At 57.9% G+C, this 17085-nt stretch carries 10 protein-coding genes; 5 read left to right on the top strand and 5 right to left on the bottom strand.

The window, feature by feature from the left end; all coding sequences use genetic code 11:
* Nucleotides 1-18 precede the first annotated feature (18 nt).
* Nucleotides 19-1461, bottom strand: a complete 1443-nt coding sequence (treP, locus tag AC0ZWN_RS17705; RefSeq protein WP_476335916.1) for a PTS system trehalose-specific EIIBC component — start codon at nucleotides 1459-1461, stop codon at nucleotides 19-21.
* Between the two features lie 235 nt (nucleotides 1462-1696).
* On the opposite strand from treP, the gene treR reads away from it, so the two are divergent.
* From treR to AC0ZWN_RS17685, 4 genes are all read left to right on the top strand, one after another.
* Nucleotides 1697-2401 (top strand): trehalose operon repressor, encoded by a 705-nt coding sequence (gene treR, locus AC0ZWN_RS17700; RefSeq protein ID WP_034156275.1) that lies wholly within the window; start codon nucleotides 1697-1699, stop codon nucleotides 2399-2401.
* A gap of 101 nt (nucleotides 2402-2502) precedes the next feature.
* Nucleotides 2503-5589: a membrane-targeted effector domain-containing toxin gene (locus tag AC0ZWN_RS17695; RefSeq protein WP_476335915.1), complete on the top strand. Its 3087-nt coding sequence runs from the start codon at nucleotides 2503-2505 to the stop codon at nucleotides 5587-5589.
* A gap of 248 nt (nucleotides 5590-5837) precedes the next feature.
* Nucleotides 5838-7910, top strand: a complete 2073-nt coding sequence (locus AC0ZWN_RS17690; RefSeq protein ID WP_476335914.1) for a TerD family protein — start codon at nucleotides 5838-5840, stop codon at nucleotides 7908-7910.
* 157 nt (nucleotides 7911-8067) lie between these two features.
* A complete protein-coding gene (locus AC0ZWN_RS17685) occupies nucleotides 8068-11208 on the top strand; it encodes a membrane-targeted effector domain-containing toxin (RefSeq protein WP_476335912.1) in 3141 nt (1046 codons plus the stop codon).
* 76 nt (nucleotides 11209-11284) lie between these two features.
* Here the strand turns inward: AC0ZWN_RS17685 and guaA are convergent, their stop codons facing one another.
* The 4 genes from guaA to AC0ZWN_RS17665 form a co-directional block, all read right to left on the bottom strand.
* Nucleotides 11285-12862, bottom strand: coding sequence for a glutamine-hydrolyzing GMP synthase (guaA, locus tag AC0ZWN_RS17680; RefSeq protein ID WP_093430638.1), 1578 nt, complete (start codon nucleotides 12860-12862; stop codon nucleotides 11285-11287).
* 99 nt (nucleotides 12863-12961) lie between these two features.
* A complete protein-coding gene (guaB, locus tag AC0ZWN_RS17675; RefSeq protein ID WP_034156270.1) occupies nucleotides 12962-14431 on the bottom strand; it encodes an IMP dehydrogenase in 1470 nt (489 codons plus the stop codon).
* A 116-nt stretch (nucleotides 14432-14547) separates the two neighbouring features.
* Nucleotides 14548-15096, bottom strand: a complete 549-nt coding sequence (locus AC0ZWN_RS17670) for a sugar ABC transporter ATPase (RefSeq protein ID WP_095048343.1) — start codon at nucleotides 15094-15096, stop codon at nucleotides 14548-14550.
* 151 nt (nucleotides 15097-15247) lie between these two features.
* Nucleotides 15248-16015 (bottom strand): sulfite exporter TauE/SafE family protein, encoded by a 768-nt coding sequence (locus AC0ZWN_RS17665; protein ID WP_476335910.1) that lies wholly within the window; start codon nucleotides 16013-16015, stop codon nucleotides 15248-15250.
* A gap of 100 nt (nucleotides 16016-16115) precedes the next feature.
* On the opposite strand from AC0ZWN_RS17665, the gene AC0ZWN_RS17660 reads away from it, so the two are divergent.
* A complete protein-coding gene (locus tag AC0ZWN_RS17660; RefSeq protein ID WP_476335909.1) occupies nucleotides 16116-17060 on the top strand; it encodes a LysR family transcriptional regulator in 945 nt (314 codons plus the stop codon).
* Nucleotides 17061-17085: the final 25 nt, after the last annotated feature.

Below are 17085 nucleotides of genomic sequence, written 5' to 3'. Positions count from 1 at the left end.
GCTCGCGAAAGCGATTGTTCAGGCAACCCGATAACCGGGCCGGACGATCTTCATGCTCAATGCACAGGTCAGAACAAACGGCACGAGCATGGCAATCAGCATCCCCAGCACAAACATCGGGATGTACTGCGGAATGATCGAGATGAAACCCGGCAGTCCACCGACGCCGATGGCCGAGGCCTGAACCTTGTTCAGCGACAGGAACACGCAGCCCAGTGCCGAACCGGTCAGCGCGGCATAAAACGGAAACTTGTAGCGCAGGTTGACGCCGAACATCGCTGGCTCGGTGATACCGAAGTAGGCGGAGATTGCCGAAGTCGACGCCATGCTCTTGTCCCGTGCATTACGGGTCATCCAGAACACCGCCAGGGCGGCACTGCCCTGAGCAAGGTTGGACATGACGATCATCGGCCAGATGAAGGTACCGCCCTGGGTCGAGATCAATTGCAGGTCGACCGCGAGAAACATGTGGTGCATGCCGGTGATCACCAGCGGCGCATACAGCAGACCGAAAATCGCGCCACCCACCATGGGTGCCAGATCAAACAGCATGACCAGCCCTTCGGTGATGAAGATGCCGATGTGGCGGGTCACCGGGCCAATCACGGCCAGCGCCAATACGCCGGTAACGACGATGGTGGTGATCGGTACCACGAGTAACTGAATGGCGTTGGGCACGCGCGCGCGCAGCCATTTTTCGATGACGCTCATTACGTAAGCGGCCAGCAGAATCGGCAGGATCTGCCCCTGATAGCCGACCTTTTCCACCTGAAACAATCCGAGAATGTCGAAGTACGGCAACTGCTGCCCGTCCAGCCCGGCCACGGCCTTGCCGTAGTTCCAGGCGTTGAGTAGATCCGGGTGCACCAGCATCAGACCGAGGACGATGCCGAGGATCTCGCTGCCGCCAAAGCGCTTCGCCGCCGACCAGCCCACCAGCGCTGGCAGAAACACGAACGAGGTGTTGGCCATCAGATTGATCAGGCTCCATAGCCCATCGAGTTTCGGGTAGGCATCGAGCAGGGTCTGCCCGTCGATGAACATGCCTTTGGCACCCAGCAGATTGTTGATGCCCATCAGCAGGCCGGCAATGATCAGTGCCGGCAGAATCGGCATGAACACGTCGGAAAACACCCGCACCAGACGCTGCATGGCGTTGATTTTTTCAGTGCTTTTCTGTTTGACGTCAGCGATCGTCGACGCCGCGAGACCGGTCTGACGACGCAGTTCGGCATAGACCTTTTCCACTTCGCCCGGACCGATCACCACCTGATACAGGCCACCGGTAAAGAACGAGCCTTTGACCAGATCAATCTGGTTAAGCGTGGCACTGTCGACCAGGCCCGGATCTTTCAGGGCCAGCCGCAACCGCGTGACGCAATGGGCGGCCTGTTCGAGGTTGTCGCTGCCGCCGAGGCTTTGCAGCAATTGCCTGGCGATGTTCGGATAGTCGTGGCTCATGCTAGTTCTTCCGCTATGGATTGTTGTTATTGGCAGCACGCCGAAGCGAAAAATACTCGTCTGTACGAGTTAATGCAACAACTCGTACAGACGAGTTTGTTTATGTATGTTCCTGCCAGACCGAAGGCGAATTTTCCTACCCCGCCTTAGGGTGATTTCCATCGCCCACATGGACAAAGCCCTACCCTGGCCTTAAGGTTCGAAGCTTTGAGCACAGTCGGCACCGAGCCTACCCATGAGCAAATACAACCAGATCTATAGCGATCTGCTGGCCAGCATCACGACTGAACGCCTGGAGCGCGGCGCCCGCCTGCCTTCCGAAACCGAACTGATGGACAGCTATCAGGCCAGCCGAGGCACGGTGCGCAAAGCCATTGAACTGCTTCAGGAACGCGGCTTTGCGCAGAAAATCCACGGCAAGGGCACCTTTGTGCTGTCGACCAACCCGATCGAGTTTCAGCTCGGCGGCATCGTCAGTTTCCAGGAAACCTATCCGCGCCTGGGCAACGATGTCAGCACCGAAGTGGTCGAGCTGAGCCAGATCCCGCTCGAAGGCGCCCTGCTCGAACACATCCATGCCGAACCCGGCAGCCTCATCACCCGAATCAAACGTGTGCGGCGGATCGACGGTAAACGCGTGATCCTCGACATCAACCACTTCGTCAGCGAAGTGATTCCCGGCCTGTCCCTCGACATCGCCGAGCAATCGATCTACGCCCATATCGAGCAGACCCTGCAGCTACAGATTGCCTACGCCCAACGCACCATCGAAGCGGTGCCGCGCAGCAAGGATGATCAACTGCACCTGGACCTTGATGGCCAGAGCCATGTGATCGTGGTCAGCAACCAGACCTTCCTCCAGGACGGGCGTCAGTTCGAGTACACCGAATCCCGCCACACCCTCGACAAATTCTACTTTTCCGACGTGGCACGGCGCTGACCCCAACACGTTTCCAACGATCATGTGCGGTACATATGTAGTGCACTCCCCTTGAGCGAATCGGCCATGCTCGGCCTTCATTTCTCAAGGATGGAGAAAGCATGTACGCCACCCAACAAAGCCTTCTGCCTAACGCGGCAGACAAGGCGGTTCTGAAGCGAATCGCCTATACCGTCGTGCACAATTGCCCCGGACTGCAGGACGCTGCCCATGAAGCCGCCCGTGATCTGCTGGAAGCAAAAGGCCTGTCGAGCCTCGACCCGGATGAGATTTATTTCCATCGCTTCAAGACGGCCCAGAGCAGCACTCGCTCGTTTACCGGCTGGGAGCACATCCGCGAGAAACCCTACGAATCGATGACCCTGACACAACTGGTCATTCATCGTTTTCGTGCCACCGACCAGGACAACGCCGACCTGCTCGATCTTTACGGTGGCTTCTACAGCGAAGGTCCGCAGGGCGAAAATTTCGACGAAAAAAACCAGGTGTGCCTGCACGGCAACGAGGTCTTGAAGGCGTTCTGGAGCCTCGATTTCAGTGGGCACTACAGCGCTACGCTGACGGACTTCTGGAACAGCCACGGCGAGGATTTCCGCACCTTGGCCAAGTGCAATTTCCTCAACCGTGCAGTGCAGGCGCTGAACCTTGGGCAACTCACCCGCAGTGACTTTCAATGGCTGGTGGACACAGTGGTGGGACCGGTCAGCTGGCCGGTCAACCTGAGCATGTTGCAAGCAAGCCACACAACAACGGGGAATGTGTTCGCCTTCGACATTGACGGGCATATCTCCACGCAATTGCTGCGTATCGTCGATTCTGCCGGTCGGCAGATTATCTATCTGCCGAGTGAGACCGCAGCGTTCGTGGTCAAGGAAACGCCGGCAGACCTGCATTGGTGGGTTCTGGATCAACTGAACGACGCCAAACGCCGCGCGACCTTCCTGGAGCATTTTGCCCTCGCCGATCGTCAGCACATGAGCGAGAACATGCCCGATCTGATGAATCGCTTGGTGGCCACCTGGGGCCGGGCCGACCATCACCTGATCAACCGCACAAACCAAGAACTGAGCGATGATGCATTCAGTTGGCTGCGTGACTCGACACGTCAGGCGATGTTTGCTGAAGCCCACCTGTCCCTGACGTCCAATGGCGATCTGCGCAAGAAACTGTGGATCGGTTATCTGAGTGCGGGCCTCAAGGTATTTGCGCCGATGGCCACCGTCGGTTGGCCGCTGGCGTTACCGGTGATTGGCGCCACCCTTGCCAGCATGGGTCTGAATATCGATCAGGCGCAAAACGGCAAGACAAGGGCCGAACGCAAGGCCGGCGTGCTGGGTGCGGTTTTGAGTGGTATCAATCTGTTATTCAACCTTCCATTGCTGATCGGCACCGGGCCGATGCTGGAGGTTGGCGCCGAGGTCGAGGCGGCAGAAGCCGCCGAAATGGCTGAGTACAGCGAAGCCTTGAATGCCTCTGCCGAAGCCGATTACCAAGAGCCGATCATGGTGCCGGACGATGCCGACATCACCCTGCCAAATGTCGATGAAACGACGTTAATTCCGGCGCAAAACGCCCTACCGCCTCCGGTGCCCGAACGCTACCAATGCAACGAGTTGCTTGATGGCACAGCACTCGGCGAAGAGTCGGGAAAATTCCAGGGTGTCTACCGCCTCGACTCGGATCCGCCCTATGCCATTCTGATGAATGACACGCCGTACTATGTGCGCTACTTCGCCAACGCTCACGGCAGCGGCGACTGGGCGATCGTCGACCCTGAGCGCCCAAACCAGCTTGTCCACGCGCTGCCTGTCCGTCTCAATGGCGAAGGAGAATGGGAGCGCATGCCAGCTTTGGGTCTCAAGGGTGGCGGCCAGTGCATGGGCAAACAATGCGCCCCGGATCTCGAGCTCGACACCTTCGAACCTGCCTCGCCCGAAACGCCCGTGCAACCGGCAGAAGAACCGCAACCCTCGACATCGAGGCCCCCACGCCCGGTGACCAGTGCCTTTGACATCGAACCGTCGGTACGCCGTTCGATAAAAGCCTGGGCGTTGAACCTCAACGAAACCCATGCCCGGTTGCAACCCGACGGTGCCGGCGGTTTCGCCATGGACGATCCGTTCGAGTTGTATGCCGCCGGCAAACGCCAACTTCTGCAAAGTTCGGCCCGAAGCTTTTTCAAGAACCTGCCGTGGGTCATCCAACCCCCGCGCCCGGTCATACCCGGGGTCAACCGGCTGATGCCACTGACCGATCTCATCGATGGTGTTTTTGAAAGTGCCTCCGGACTGGTGGTCGGAGAAACCCTCGATCGTATTGCCAGCATGGGTTTTCTGATTGAAAACATGCCGGCGCTGGCCCGACACGTGAAAACCCTTTATCTGCGCGGCCTGCTCAGTGACTTCGCTCAAGTGGAACTGAACCGCTACTTCACCAGCGGCAATATGACTGCGGATTTACACACTTACCTGAACAGCCTGGGCACCGATCCCGCCGGGCGATTCAACCCACTGGAACTGGTCCAGGTCGCCCGAGCGAACGGGGTTCGGGTCCAGGCGATCGACTGCGCCGCCAGCTACAAAATGAAAACACCGCTGCCCTCCGTCGACGAGCAAATGATGAACACCTTCCTGACCAACGACATCATGACCGGTGACATCTACCTCAACAGCCCGGGAAAATGGATCGTAGTAACCGATGCTCACAGCACCAATACCTTCAGAGGACTGCTGGGCATCAGTGAACTGAAGGGGGGAATAGGCTTGCGAATCGATGAAGTCGGCGCCGGTGAAGAGCTGGGCGTGGATGTCGATCCGGGTATTGAAGTACCACGCGGCAGCTCGCCCGGCGGCACTGTCAGACAAGGAAATCCAGACTTTCTGCGCGCCGATCTGCGCTTGAAAATGCCCGCACCCGAGGTGACCTGGACCGAAGAAACGCTGGAGAATCTGTTGTACAGGCGCGGCATGTATCTGTTCGAAAAAACAGGTGAGCGCTACACGCTGATCCACCGCAGCAAACAAGGCATGCTGCAACGCACACCGATCACTCGATCGAGTGACGGCAAGGTCTCCCTCCACCGACCTGCGTGGCAGCGGGTGAATGACATCGCATTCGCCAACCTGAAGCACATGTCTCAACGGTTGTCCGATACCGGGCTGATATTGCGTAGCCGGATCCCTGATTGAGGCTGATCGTTAGTAACCAATCTTCTGCCGAAGCAGCTTGTTACCGTTGAGACAGGCAACCACCTGACAAACAGAGACAACCTTACGTAGAATGCCGCCGTGGCTATGGAACACCTTCCTTCTAAACCTCCTATGACCTAGGGGTTTCGCTCTCCACACTGCGCCTGCTTCTTGCAGGCGTTTTTATATCTGCTGTAGACACGATGCTGCAGCTCGTCCATGACGGCGATCAAAGGAGAAACTCAAGTATGAATCAGGAGCTGTTCCTGCGTCGCCGCAGCAAAGTTCACGTCCCGATGGGCTCTGGCGGTGCTACGCGCGCCCAGGTCGCGTCGGCTGTCCAGGAAATCGCGGCGTTCCGATGCGTACTGTCAGAGTCTCTGATTGAGCAAATCGGCACGTTGTCAGCTACAGAACTGAAGTACTGGCTACGCGAAATTATCAGAGTGCTTCGACGGCAGACTGGTGCTCACGTGCATCACCGGCCGTTTTATCCTGACTTCCCAGAGCAGGTTCTGACGGCCTCCCAGGCGGAGTTGTACCTTAACGCCGTCATCCACTACCTCACGCTCTGGCGCTTACCAGCAACAGAACACGCTCGACCTCCGATGCTTGAAGGCAACTTCATATCCCGCGTTATCGAACCGGGAAGCATCTCTGAATTCGAGTCACTGCTTGAGCCGCTGGTTTCATCGCGCACTTCGCTCTCTGAAGAAGAAACGGCCGATGTAGTCTGGTTTATTCGAGAGTACAAAAGCGATGTGTTCCGCTTGCTGCCTGAGACCATTCCGTTCCGGGAGATCCGTGCACAGGTTGGCGGCGCACTGATCCGGTATGTCGCCACCGATGCAAGGGTGGACGCCTTCCTGCAACGAAACGTCGAGACCGCAACTGACGTGCTACGACTGGCTGTCGCGTTGAGTGGCGCAGATGTGTCGCTGACGACAGCTACGACACGCTTCAAAGCAATGAAGCGCTCGATGCGCCGTCTATTTTTGCGCCTGCTCGATAACATACCCAACGCTGCAGAAGACGTGATGCGCCATGCTGAGCGCTGGAAGCGCCTGGCTGAGGTATTACATCCCGGCGATTATGGCGATAAGTATCCTCGAGCTTTAGCCGTTATCACGGCAGCGCGCCGTAACGATCCGCCCGTCACATTTAACTCACGTGTCGAAACATTGCTGGCCCAACGTGACATCACCGCGCTTACGCCCCTTTTACAAAGCCGTCCAGGTGAGTTCGCACGAAGACTAGACGTGACCCTGCGCCGCACGACGGAAGCAGACCCGGTACTCGACGCGTTTGAGACGGTTGCAGCACGAGTGTCCTCGCCTGTCCTGTTGCAGGTGCTGGCCCAGGTTCGCGCCTCGCGCCCCTTGCCCCTGCGGGCGTTCACACCGAAAGGTTCATTCGCCAAAGTCTATGCCATCAGGGATCACCGAGAGCCTCTCTCACCTGAACTGTTGGCGCGCGCGGCTCGCATCTGCGAAGACGCTCTGGTAAATCGTTTTGCGCTGCTACCGCCATTAGGCCGCTGTTACGTCGATCCAGCATTACGCGAATACAAGGTGCCGCTGGCTCAGCGTGCCTCATCGAAGTCCCTGCGCACCCTCGTTCGGGGCAGTCGGCTGCCAATGCCCGACACACGTTTTATTCGACTGTTTCTGTGGTGGAAGAACGGTCGTGCTCGTACGGACATCGACTTGTCCGCCGCATTTTTCGATGCCAATTTCGTGTTCAAAGATACGGTCGCGTACTACAACCTGAAGGGTTACGGCGGCTACCACAGCGGCGACATCGTCGATGCGCCCGACGGGGCTTCGGAGTTCATCGACCTCGACCTTGATATTCTGGTTGAGAAAGGTATCCGCTATGTCGTCACGTCCATTAACTCTTTTACTCAGCAGCCGTATTGCGATCTTCCGGAATGCTTCGCCGGATGGATGGCCCGCACCGACACGGCGTCGGGTGAAGTGTTCGAGCCACGCTCCGTGGTCGACCGCATCGATATCGCCTCCGACACAGTAATTTGTCTGCCATTCGTGATGGACTTACAGGAACGACGCGTGGTCTGGGCCGATCTGGGGCTTACTTCATCTCCCCGGTGGAACAACGTCGACAAAAATCTTAGCGGGGTATCGTTGATGCTACGGGCCTTGGTGCATACACCACGGCCGGATCTGGAAACGCTGTTCGACTTACATGCTCGAGCGCGGGGAGAACGAGTGGATTCGCCGCAGCAGGCTGAGCAAGTGTTTGCGCTAGATAAAGGGCTGACGCCGTTCGATACGGATCTGATTCGATCCCAATATCTTTGATACCGATGACAGGTGCCTGGAGAACGCCATACAAGCCATCCTCCCCCATCACCCCACTCGATTATCAATAGGGGAGCAATATGCGGTAGCCGGGTAGTGCACTGCCCTTGAGCGAATCGGTCATGCTCAGTCTTTGTTTCTCAAGGATGAAGAACGCATGACCTCCCCCGAACGACGTCTCCTGCCAAACGCTGAGGACAAAACCGCCCTCAAAGCCATTGCTGCGACGATCGTGCAGACCTGCCCGAGTCTGCTCGACGCTGCCCATCAAGTTGCCAACGAAATACTGGCGGACAACGGACTGTCCGGCCTCGATTCCGACCGTGTTTACTTCCACCGTTTCAAAACGGCGCAGAGCAGCACGCTGACCTTCACGGGTTGGGAACATTTGCTGGAAAAACCTTACGAAACGCTCACCCTCACACAGTTGGTGATCCATCGCTTTCGCGCGACTGATCAAGACAACGCAGATCTGCTTGGTCTTTACTGCGGGTTCTACTCGGATGGCCCGGAGGCAGAAAACTTCAATCAGAGCAATGAAGTCCGGTTGCTGGGCAGTGATGTGCTGAAGGCGTTCTGGGACGTCGACTTCAGCGCGCGCTACATAGGCCAACTGACGACTTTCTGGCAAACCTCGTCGGATAACTTCCGAGCCATGGCAAAGTGCAACTTTCTCAGCCTGGCGGTGCAGGCGCTGCAACAGGGTGACCTTGACGGAACTGACTTTCAGCGCGTCGTCGACTCGGTAATCGGGCCCGTCACCTGGCCCGTTACCTTGCCAATGCTGCAAGCGTTACACCCGGTCGGTGCTGAAGTGCGGGCGCTGGATCTCGATGGCCACGTAGCTTCCAATGCACTGCGTCTGGTGGAAGACAGTGGCCGCCAGACCCTTTACTTGCCAGGCGAAGCCCAGACATTCCTCTTGATGGAGAATGAAGCGGATCTGCACTGGTGGATGCTGGAGCAGATGAATTCAGAGGACAAGCGCACGGCTTTTCTCAAGCATTTCCCGCTGGCTGACCGCAATCACTTGACCGAAAACCTCACCGATCTGATGAACCGCCTGGTGAGCACTTGGGGTCACAGCGATCATCAAATGATCAATCGCAGCAACGTCGCGATCAGCGGTGACGCATTCACTTGGTTGAGCGAGTCGACACGTACGGCCATGGTTGCCGAGGCGCACCTTGTGCTCACTTCCAACAGTCAATTGCGCAAAAAACTCTGGATCGGTTATTTGAGTGCCGGTCTGAAAGTATTCGGCCCGATGGCAGCGGTGGGCTGGCCTTTGGCGTTGCCTTTGATTGGCGCCAGCATCGCGAACATGGGATTGAACATTGATCAGGCCATCAACGGCACTACGCCAACCGAACGCAAAGCCGGTGTTACCGGAGCAGTGCTCAATGCGATCGACATTGTGTTCAACATTCCGTTTCTGATCAGCACGGGCGCGCAACTTGAAGTGGGCCCGCAGGTGGAGTTTGCCGAAGCGCAAGAAATGCTCGGGTTGGTCGAGTTCACTGCGCCTGACGCACCCTTCTTGCCGCCTGTGGATCAACCGCCAGTCGCGACGATTGATCCACAGGCGACCGTCGAGCTGGCAAACGAAATCGCCACCGGGACCACCATCGCATCCACCCGGCAGTTGGCCACGCCGGCTGCGCGCCAAGGTTGGTCTGTTCCAAAGATTCCTGCCAAATATCGATGCAACGAGCTACTTGCCCAGCGTTCTGCAGAGGCAGCTCCAGGCAAATATGAGGGCATTTACCGCCTGGACAAGGAGCCGGGCTATGCCATCGAAATGGAGGGTGCGGCTTACTACGTGCGCTACTTTGCCGACTCCGAAGACACTGGCCACTGGGCTATCGTCAATCCCGAGCGACCCAATCAGTTCGCTTACTCGTTGCCAGTACGCTTGAGTAGTAGCGGCAAGTGGGAACGCATACCCGCGTTGCGCCTCAGGGGAGGCGGCCAATGCGTGGGCAAGGCCTGCTTACTGGGCATTGACCTGCCCTCGTCCTCATCCTCGGCCCCAGCCTCATCAACCCCGTCAGCGGAGCTTCCCCTCGTTGAACCGGTTTCACCGGTTGCGCGACCACTGCGTCTGGTTACTCCCCTGAACGACATCGTAGGAATGGACATTGCGAAAATGAAAAGATGGGCAATGAACCTGCCCGAGACTTTCGCCGAGCTCTCCAGTGCAAACCGCGGTCGTCCATCAACTGCCGAAACGTATGAGGCTTATTTCCGCGACAGACGCACATCCCTGCTAAACGAGGCCAAAGAGTATTACTCGGAGATGAACTGGACCAACCTGCCCGCACGGCCAGTCATCCCGCCAATCGATGCCGAGACGCAGACGGCTGAGTTGATTGATCGCATCTTTGCCAATACCGATGGACTGGTCGTCGGCGAAACCCTTGATCGCATCGCCAGCATGCGTTTCATGATCGAAAACATGCCGGCGTTCGCACGGCATATCGACACACTTTATGTACGTGGTTTGCTGAGCGATTTTGCCCAGGCAGACCTCAACGACTTTTACCTGTCGGGAGAGATGTCAGAGGACCTTAGCGGCTACTTGTCCAGCCTGAGTACCGACCCTGATGACCGATTCAACATGCTCGAACTGATCAAGGCTGCCCAGGCCAATGGCATCCGCAGCCATGGTCTTGAAGTCGCACACAGTTACAAACTGAAAATACCGCTGACTTCGATCGAAGAGCAGATGATCCACGCCCGGCTCGCCTCTCAAATCATGTGGGGTGACGAGCTCCTCAACAGACCCGGAAAATGGGTTGCCTTGGTCGAGGCAACGAACACCAACGCTTTCAGAAATCTGCCAGGCATAAGCGAACTCAGGGGCGGCATCGGTTTACGCATTGAAGAAGCGGTGCCCAGCGAAGTGCCCGGCGTCAGTCTCGACCCGGGACTGAAAGTCACTCGAGGCCCGTTTGATAACGGGGCAACGACGCGCAACTCATCCGATATTCTATTCGCCGATCTGCGCTTGCAGATCGAAACACCTGTGCCGCAATGGACTGAGGCAACAGAGAACACACTCCTCAATCGCAACGGCATGTTCATACTCAAAAAAATGCAAAATACCTACATGCTCGTGCGTCGCGACAGCTCCAGCAATATCGTTCGAACAATAGTAAATTGCAGGAATGGTCAGTTTTACATCTGGGCACAGTCGATGCCCCGGATCAGCGGCATCATGTTCCGTAACCTCGGCGCTTTATCCCAGCGCCTGATAGAGATCGGCTTGACCCTGCAAAGTCGCTTACCCAACTAACCCGTTTTCAAGGCATGAAACGAAAAAACCCTTGGCTTCAGGCCAAGGGTTTTTCGTTAATCAACGAGTAGTGAGATCATTCCCACTCAATCGTCGCCGGCGGCTTGCTCGATACGTCGTAAGTGACGCGAGAGATGCCTTCGATTTCATTGATGATGCGGCCGGATACGGTTTCCAGCAGTTCGTAAGGCAGGTGAGCCCAACGCGCGGTCATGAAGTCGATGGTTTCTACGGCACGCAGGGCCACGACCCAGGCGTAACGACGGCCATCGCCGACCACGCCAACCGATTTCACTGGCTGGAACACGACGAACGCCTGGCTGACCTTGTGGTACCAGTCAGCTTTGCGCAGTTCTTCGATGAAGATGTGGTCAGCGCGACGCAGCAGGTCGGCGTATTCCTTCTTCACTTCACCTAGGATGCGCACGCCCAGACCCGGGCCCGGGAACGGGTGACGGTAGACCATATCGTACGGCAGGCCCAGCTCCAGGCCCAGACGACGGACTTCGTCCTTGAACAGTTCGCGCAGTGGCTCGACCAGTTTCAGGTTCATCTCTTCCGGCAGGCCGCCCACGTTGTGGTGCGACTTGATCACATGGGCCTTGCCGCTTTTCGCGCCAGCCGACTCGATCACGTCCGGGTAGATGGTGCCCTGCGCGAGGTACTTGATGTTTTCCAGTTTGTTCGACTGGGCATCGAAGACGTCGATGAAGGTGCGACCGATGATCTTGCGCTTCTTTTCCGGGTCAGCTTCGCCGGCCAGGTTGTTGAGGAACTGCTCCTCAGCGTTGGCGCGGATCACCTTGACGCCCATGTTCTCGGCGAACATGGCCATCACTTGCTCGCCTTCGTGCAGACGCAGCAGGCCGTTGTCGACGAAGACGCAGGTCAGCTGGTCGCCGATGGCTTTGTGTAGCAGCGCGGCAACTACCGAAGAGTCGACGCCGCCGGACAGGCCCAGCAGCACGTTGTCGGTGCCGACTTGAGCGCGGATGTTGGCGATGGCGTCTTCAGCGATCTTCGACGGCGTCCACAGGGCTTCACAGCCGCAGATGTCGAGGACGAAGCGCGACAGGATGCGACCGCCCTGCTTGGTGTGGGTTACTTCCGGGTGGAACTGCACGCCGTAGTAGCCACGGTCGTCGTTGAACATGCCGGCGATCGGGCAGCTCGGGGTGCTGGCCAGAATGTGGAAGTCTTCCGGCATTTTGGTGACCTTGTCACCGTGGCTCATCCATACGTCGAGGCCGAACAGGCCGTCAGCGTCGATGTGGTCTTCGATGCCGTCGAGCAGACGGCTCTTGCCGACCACGTCAACGCGGGCGTAACCGAACTCACGCAGTTCGGAACCTTCAACCTTGCCGCCCAGTTGCTCGGCCATGGTCTGCATGCCGTAGCAGATACCGAAAACCGGTACGCCCAGGTCAAATACTGCCTGTGGGCAACGCGGGCTGTCGGCGACGTGCACGGACTCGGGGCCGCCGGCGAGGATGACGCCTTTAGGAGCGAATTCGCGGATCGCATCTTCGTCCATGTCGAACGGGTGCAGTTCGCAGTACACACCGATTTCGCGCACGCGGCGGGCGATCAGTTGGGTGTATTGCGAGCCGAAGTCGAGGATCAGGATGCGGTGAGCGTGAATATCGAGGGCCATGATTCAGTCTCGTCTAAGTCGTTCAGAAACAGTCGTGATTCAGAAACAACTCGGGGCTGAATCAAACAGCCCCGGTTGCTTTGCTTGTTGCTTGAAGGCTCAACCTACGCGGTAGTTTGGCGCTTCTTTGGTGATCTGCACGTCGTGAACGTGGGATTCGGCCATGCCGGCGCCAGTGATCCGCACGAATTCAGGCTTGGTGCGCATTTCTTCGATGTTGGCGCTACCGGTGTAGCCCATCGAGGAACGCAGACCGCCCATCAACTGGTGAATGATCGCGCTCAGGGTGCCTTTGTACGGCACACGGCCTTCGATGCCTTCCGGAACGAGTTTCTCGGCGCCTGCCGAGGAGTCCTGGAAGTAACGGTCGGAGGAACCTTGAGCCTGGGACATGGCGCCCAGCGAACCCATGCCGCGATAAGCCTTGTACGAACGGCCCTGGAACAGTTCGATTTCGCCCGGGGCTTCTTCAGTACCGGCGAACATCGAGCCCATCATCACGCAGGAAGCACCGGCTACGATGGCCTTGGACAGGTCACCGGAGAAACGGATACCGCCGTCGGCGATCAACGGTACGCCAGTGCCTTCAAGGGCAGCGGCGACGTTGGCGATGGCACTGATTTGCGGGACGCCGACACCGGCGACGATACGGGTGGTGCAGATCGAGCCAGGGCCGATACCGACCTTGACCGCATCAGCGCCAGCTTCGGCCAGAGCCTTGGCTGCGGCGCCGGTGGCGATGTTGCCGCCGATCACCTGCACTTCAGGGAAATTCTCTTTAACCCAGCGAACGCGGTCGATCACGCCTTTGGAGTGACCGTGGGCGGTATCAACCACCACCACGTCCACACCGGCATTGACCAGAGCAGCGACGCGGTCACCGGTGTCTTTACCGGTACCGACCGCAGCGCCCACGCGCAGACGACCTTGATCGTCCTTGCTGGCCAACGGGTAGGCTTTGGCTTTTTCGATGTCTTTGACGGTCATCATGCCTTTGAGGGCAAACTTGTCATCGACGATCAGAACTTTTTCCAGACGGTGCTTGTGCAGCAGCTCGCGGACTTCGTTCTTGTCGGCGCCTTCACGCACGGTGACCAGACGCTCTTTAGGCGTCATCACTTCACGTACGGTGGCTTCCAGACGGGTTTCGAAACGCACGTCACGGGAAGTGACGATGCCGACCAGGTCGCCATCGTGCAGCACCGGAACGCCGGAAATGTTGTGCATGCGGGTCAATTCGAACAGGTCACGTACCGTGGCATCTGCCTCGATGGTGATCGGATCCTTGACGACGCCGGCTTCGAACTTCTTGACCTTACGCACTTCGGCAGCTTGCTGCTCGATGGTCATGTTCTTGTGGATAATGCCGATGCCACCTTCCTGAGCCATGGCGATTGCCAGACGGGCTTCAGTGACGGTGTCCATTGCGGCAGAAACCAGAGGAATGTTCAGCTCGATGCCACGGGTAAGGCGGGTCTTGAGACTGACTTCGTTAGGAAGCACCTCGGAATAACCAGGCACTAAGAGAATGTCGTCGAATGTCAGAGCTTCTTGGCTGATACGCAGCATCGCGGGGGCTCCCGAGCGGGAAAATGGAAGCGCGCCATTATAGTCATCCACCCCCTGCTGTTCAATGTAAAACTCAGCTTAATATCAATGTTGCTGATGTACGGGAATCCCCGCCGTTACAGCTCCACCTTGACCCAAGAGACAGGTTGATCGAGCCAATCGGCGAACTCATCGATAAAGCTCTGCTTGAAGCCCGCCTCCAGCCAGTTGTTGAAGATGAAACCGAGGTTGGAAAACCCGCACTCCTGCAGGTACAGGAAGCCGTTGATGTCGTCTTCGTGACCGCATTCCGGGCAGGTGAAGTTGTCGGTGCGCCCCGGCATCCAGTCTTCGAGGCTTTCGAACAGCGCTTCGCCGATCTCGCGACGACACTCGGCGCAACCGGCCTCTTCGAGAAAGCCCTTGGCCGGTGTGTAGATGCAGCGTTTGGTGACGATCTCCAGCCCGTTGATCGGCTCACCAAATGGCAACGCTTGCGGGTGTAGCACCACGGCACGGGCGCCATCAGCAATCGCATATGCCATGCGGTTGCCGGTGCGGCCACAGGTTGTCAGCTCTTCTTTGATGATGTTCTTGCGCACCAGCCAGCGCACGATCGCCCGGGCCCGGGGTTCGTGGACCGGCAGGGTGGAGATTTTCGGGACGATGATGCTTTGCGAATTCATGGGAAATCCTGCGGTGTGACTTCTGACGCCTTCGCGAGCAAGCTCGCTCCCACAATGGAATGCAGTTCCCTGTGGGAGCGACGGTGCGACGATTCGACCTGCTCGCGAAGAGGCCCTAAAGGCCGGCAGCTTAATCCCTGACAAAATCCGGTCAAGTGCTGAGGTAGCGCCCGATCAACGCCAGCCCGCTCGCCAGCACCAGCCACGTCACCAGCCGTACAAATGCCTCGCGCGACAACTTCATGGTCAAGCGCCGCCCGATCCACAGCCCCAGCGCCATGGCCGGCAACAGACACAGCGCCAATATCAACAAGGGTAGCTCGGCATACACACCGGCGATGGCAAACAGGCTCAAACGCACCACCGTGCTGCAACTGATCAGCGCACTTTGCGTCGCCCGCGCAGCGTCTTTCGGCAGTCGACTGTTGAGATAAATCGCGTATAGAAAGCCACCACTGCCAAACAGCGCGCCGAACAACCCGCCCACCGTGCCCATCGGCACTGCCCAGGCCGCCGACAATTGCGCCGGCCGGGCTTTGACCCACAGGCTGTAAACCGCATAAGCGCTGATAAACAGGCCCATCAACAACAGCAACAGATCGGATTTCAGATTAAGCAGGAAAATCACTCCCAGCGTGCAGCCCAGCGCCATGCACGGCAGTAGCCGCAACAACTCCGGCTTGGCCACATCCCGCCGCGACGGCAGCAGGTTGCCGAACGCTGCAACGAAATCCAGTAGCACCAGCAGCGGCACAATCTTTGACAACGGCATGAACAGAACCAGAATCGGCCCCGCCACCAATGCAGTGCCAAATCCGGCAATGCCGAACACGATGTAAGCCAATGCGATGCCCAACCCAATCACCGCCCAACCGCCAGCGCCCCACGCCCATTCACTCAACAACCCCGCCACACTCATCGTTCCGCTTCCTTTATAAGCCAGAGATGACTTTAGCCAGCGCCGAGGGTTGCGACTAACATCTTCAAAGTCGATCACCCATCTCAAAAAGGCATAACTGGTGCTTTCAACCCGTCAATTGCGTTACTTCGTCGAAATTGCCGAATGTGGCAGTTTCAGTGCTGCGGCTGAACGTTTATTCGTTGCGCAATCGGCGCTGAGCCGGCAAATCAAGGACATGGAAACGCGCCTGCAAACTCCGCTTTTCGAGCGCACCGCGCGCCAGCCTCGCCTCACTGCGGCAGGGGAAGCTTTTTTGCCGCGAGCAAGAAATCTGCTGAACGAGCTGAGCAAGGCCAGCGCCATGGCCACCGAAGTCGGCAATGGCCAGCTCGGCACCTTGCGCCTCAGTCACTCCAGCACTGTGTCTATCAGTGGCCGGCTGCTCAGTGATATCGGCGCTTATCTGCAGCAACAGCCTGCCGTGTCACTGGATATCGGCAAACTCTCTTCGGAAGCGCAACTGGAAGAACTCGCCGAAGGACGCCTCGATGTCGGCCTGCTGCGCCTGCCAGTGTTGCGCCAGCGCGAAGGTATTCAGATTGTGCCGCTGTTTACTGAACGGTTGCTGTTGGCAGTGCCGATGAATCATCGATTGGCCGAGGCTGAGCGTGTCGACCTGGCCCAACTGAAGGACGAGGCATTCATCTCGATCCCGCATCCGCAACGCGGCGGTCTGAGTTATCTGTGTGCTGAATTGTGCATGCGTCAGGGCTTCTTTCCGCGAGCGGCGCGGGTCATGTCGCGCAAGACCACCCAGCTCCAGCTGATTCAGGCCGGATTCGGCATCGCCCTGCTGCCGGAATCGATGCAGGACATCGCCCCGAGCGGTGTACGATTTCTGCCGCTGACCGATCCCGATTGCCAAAGCACCGTCGCCCTCGCCTATCGACAGGATCCCACCCCGCTGATCCAACACTTCCTCCAGACTTTCACCAATCCCCCCTGTGGGAGCGAGCTTGCTCTTGAAAGCGGATCGTCAGCCACTGAGGATGTCGAAGGATAAGACGCCTTCGCGAGCAAGCTCGCTC

It is taken from the genome of Pseudomonas sp. 3B-A001-10F (genome assembly GCF_056313565.1).
Note: the sequence above shows the minus strand (reverse complement) of the source record. Positions and strands in the feature narration are given on the sequence as shown.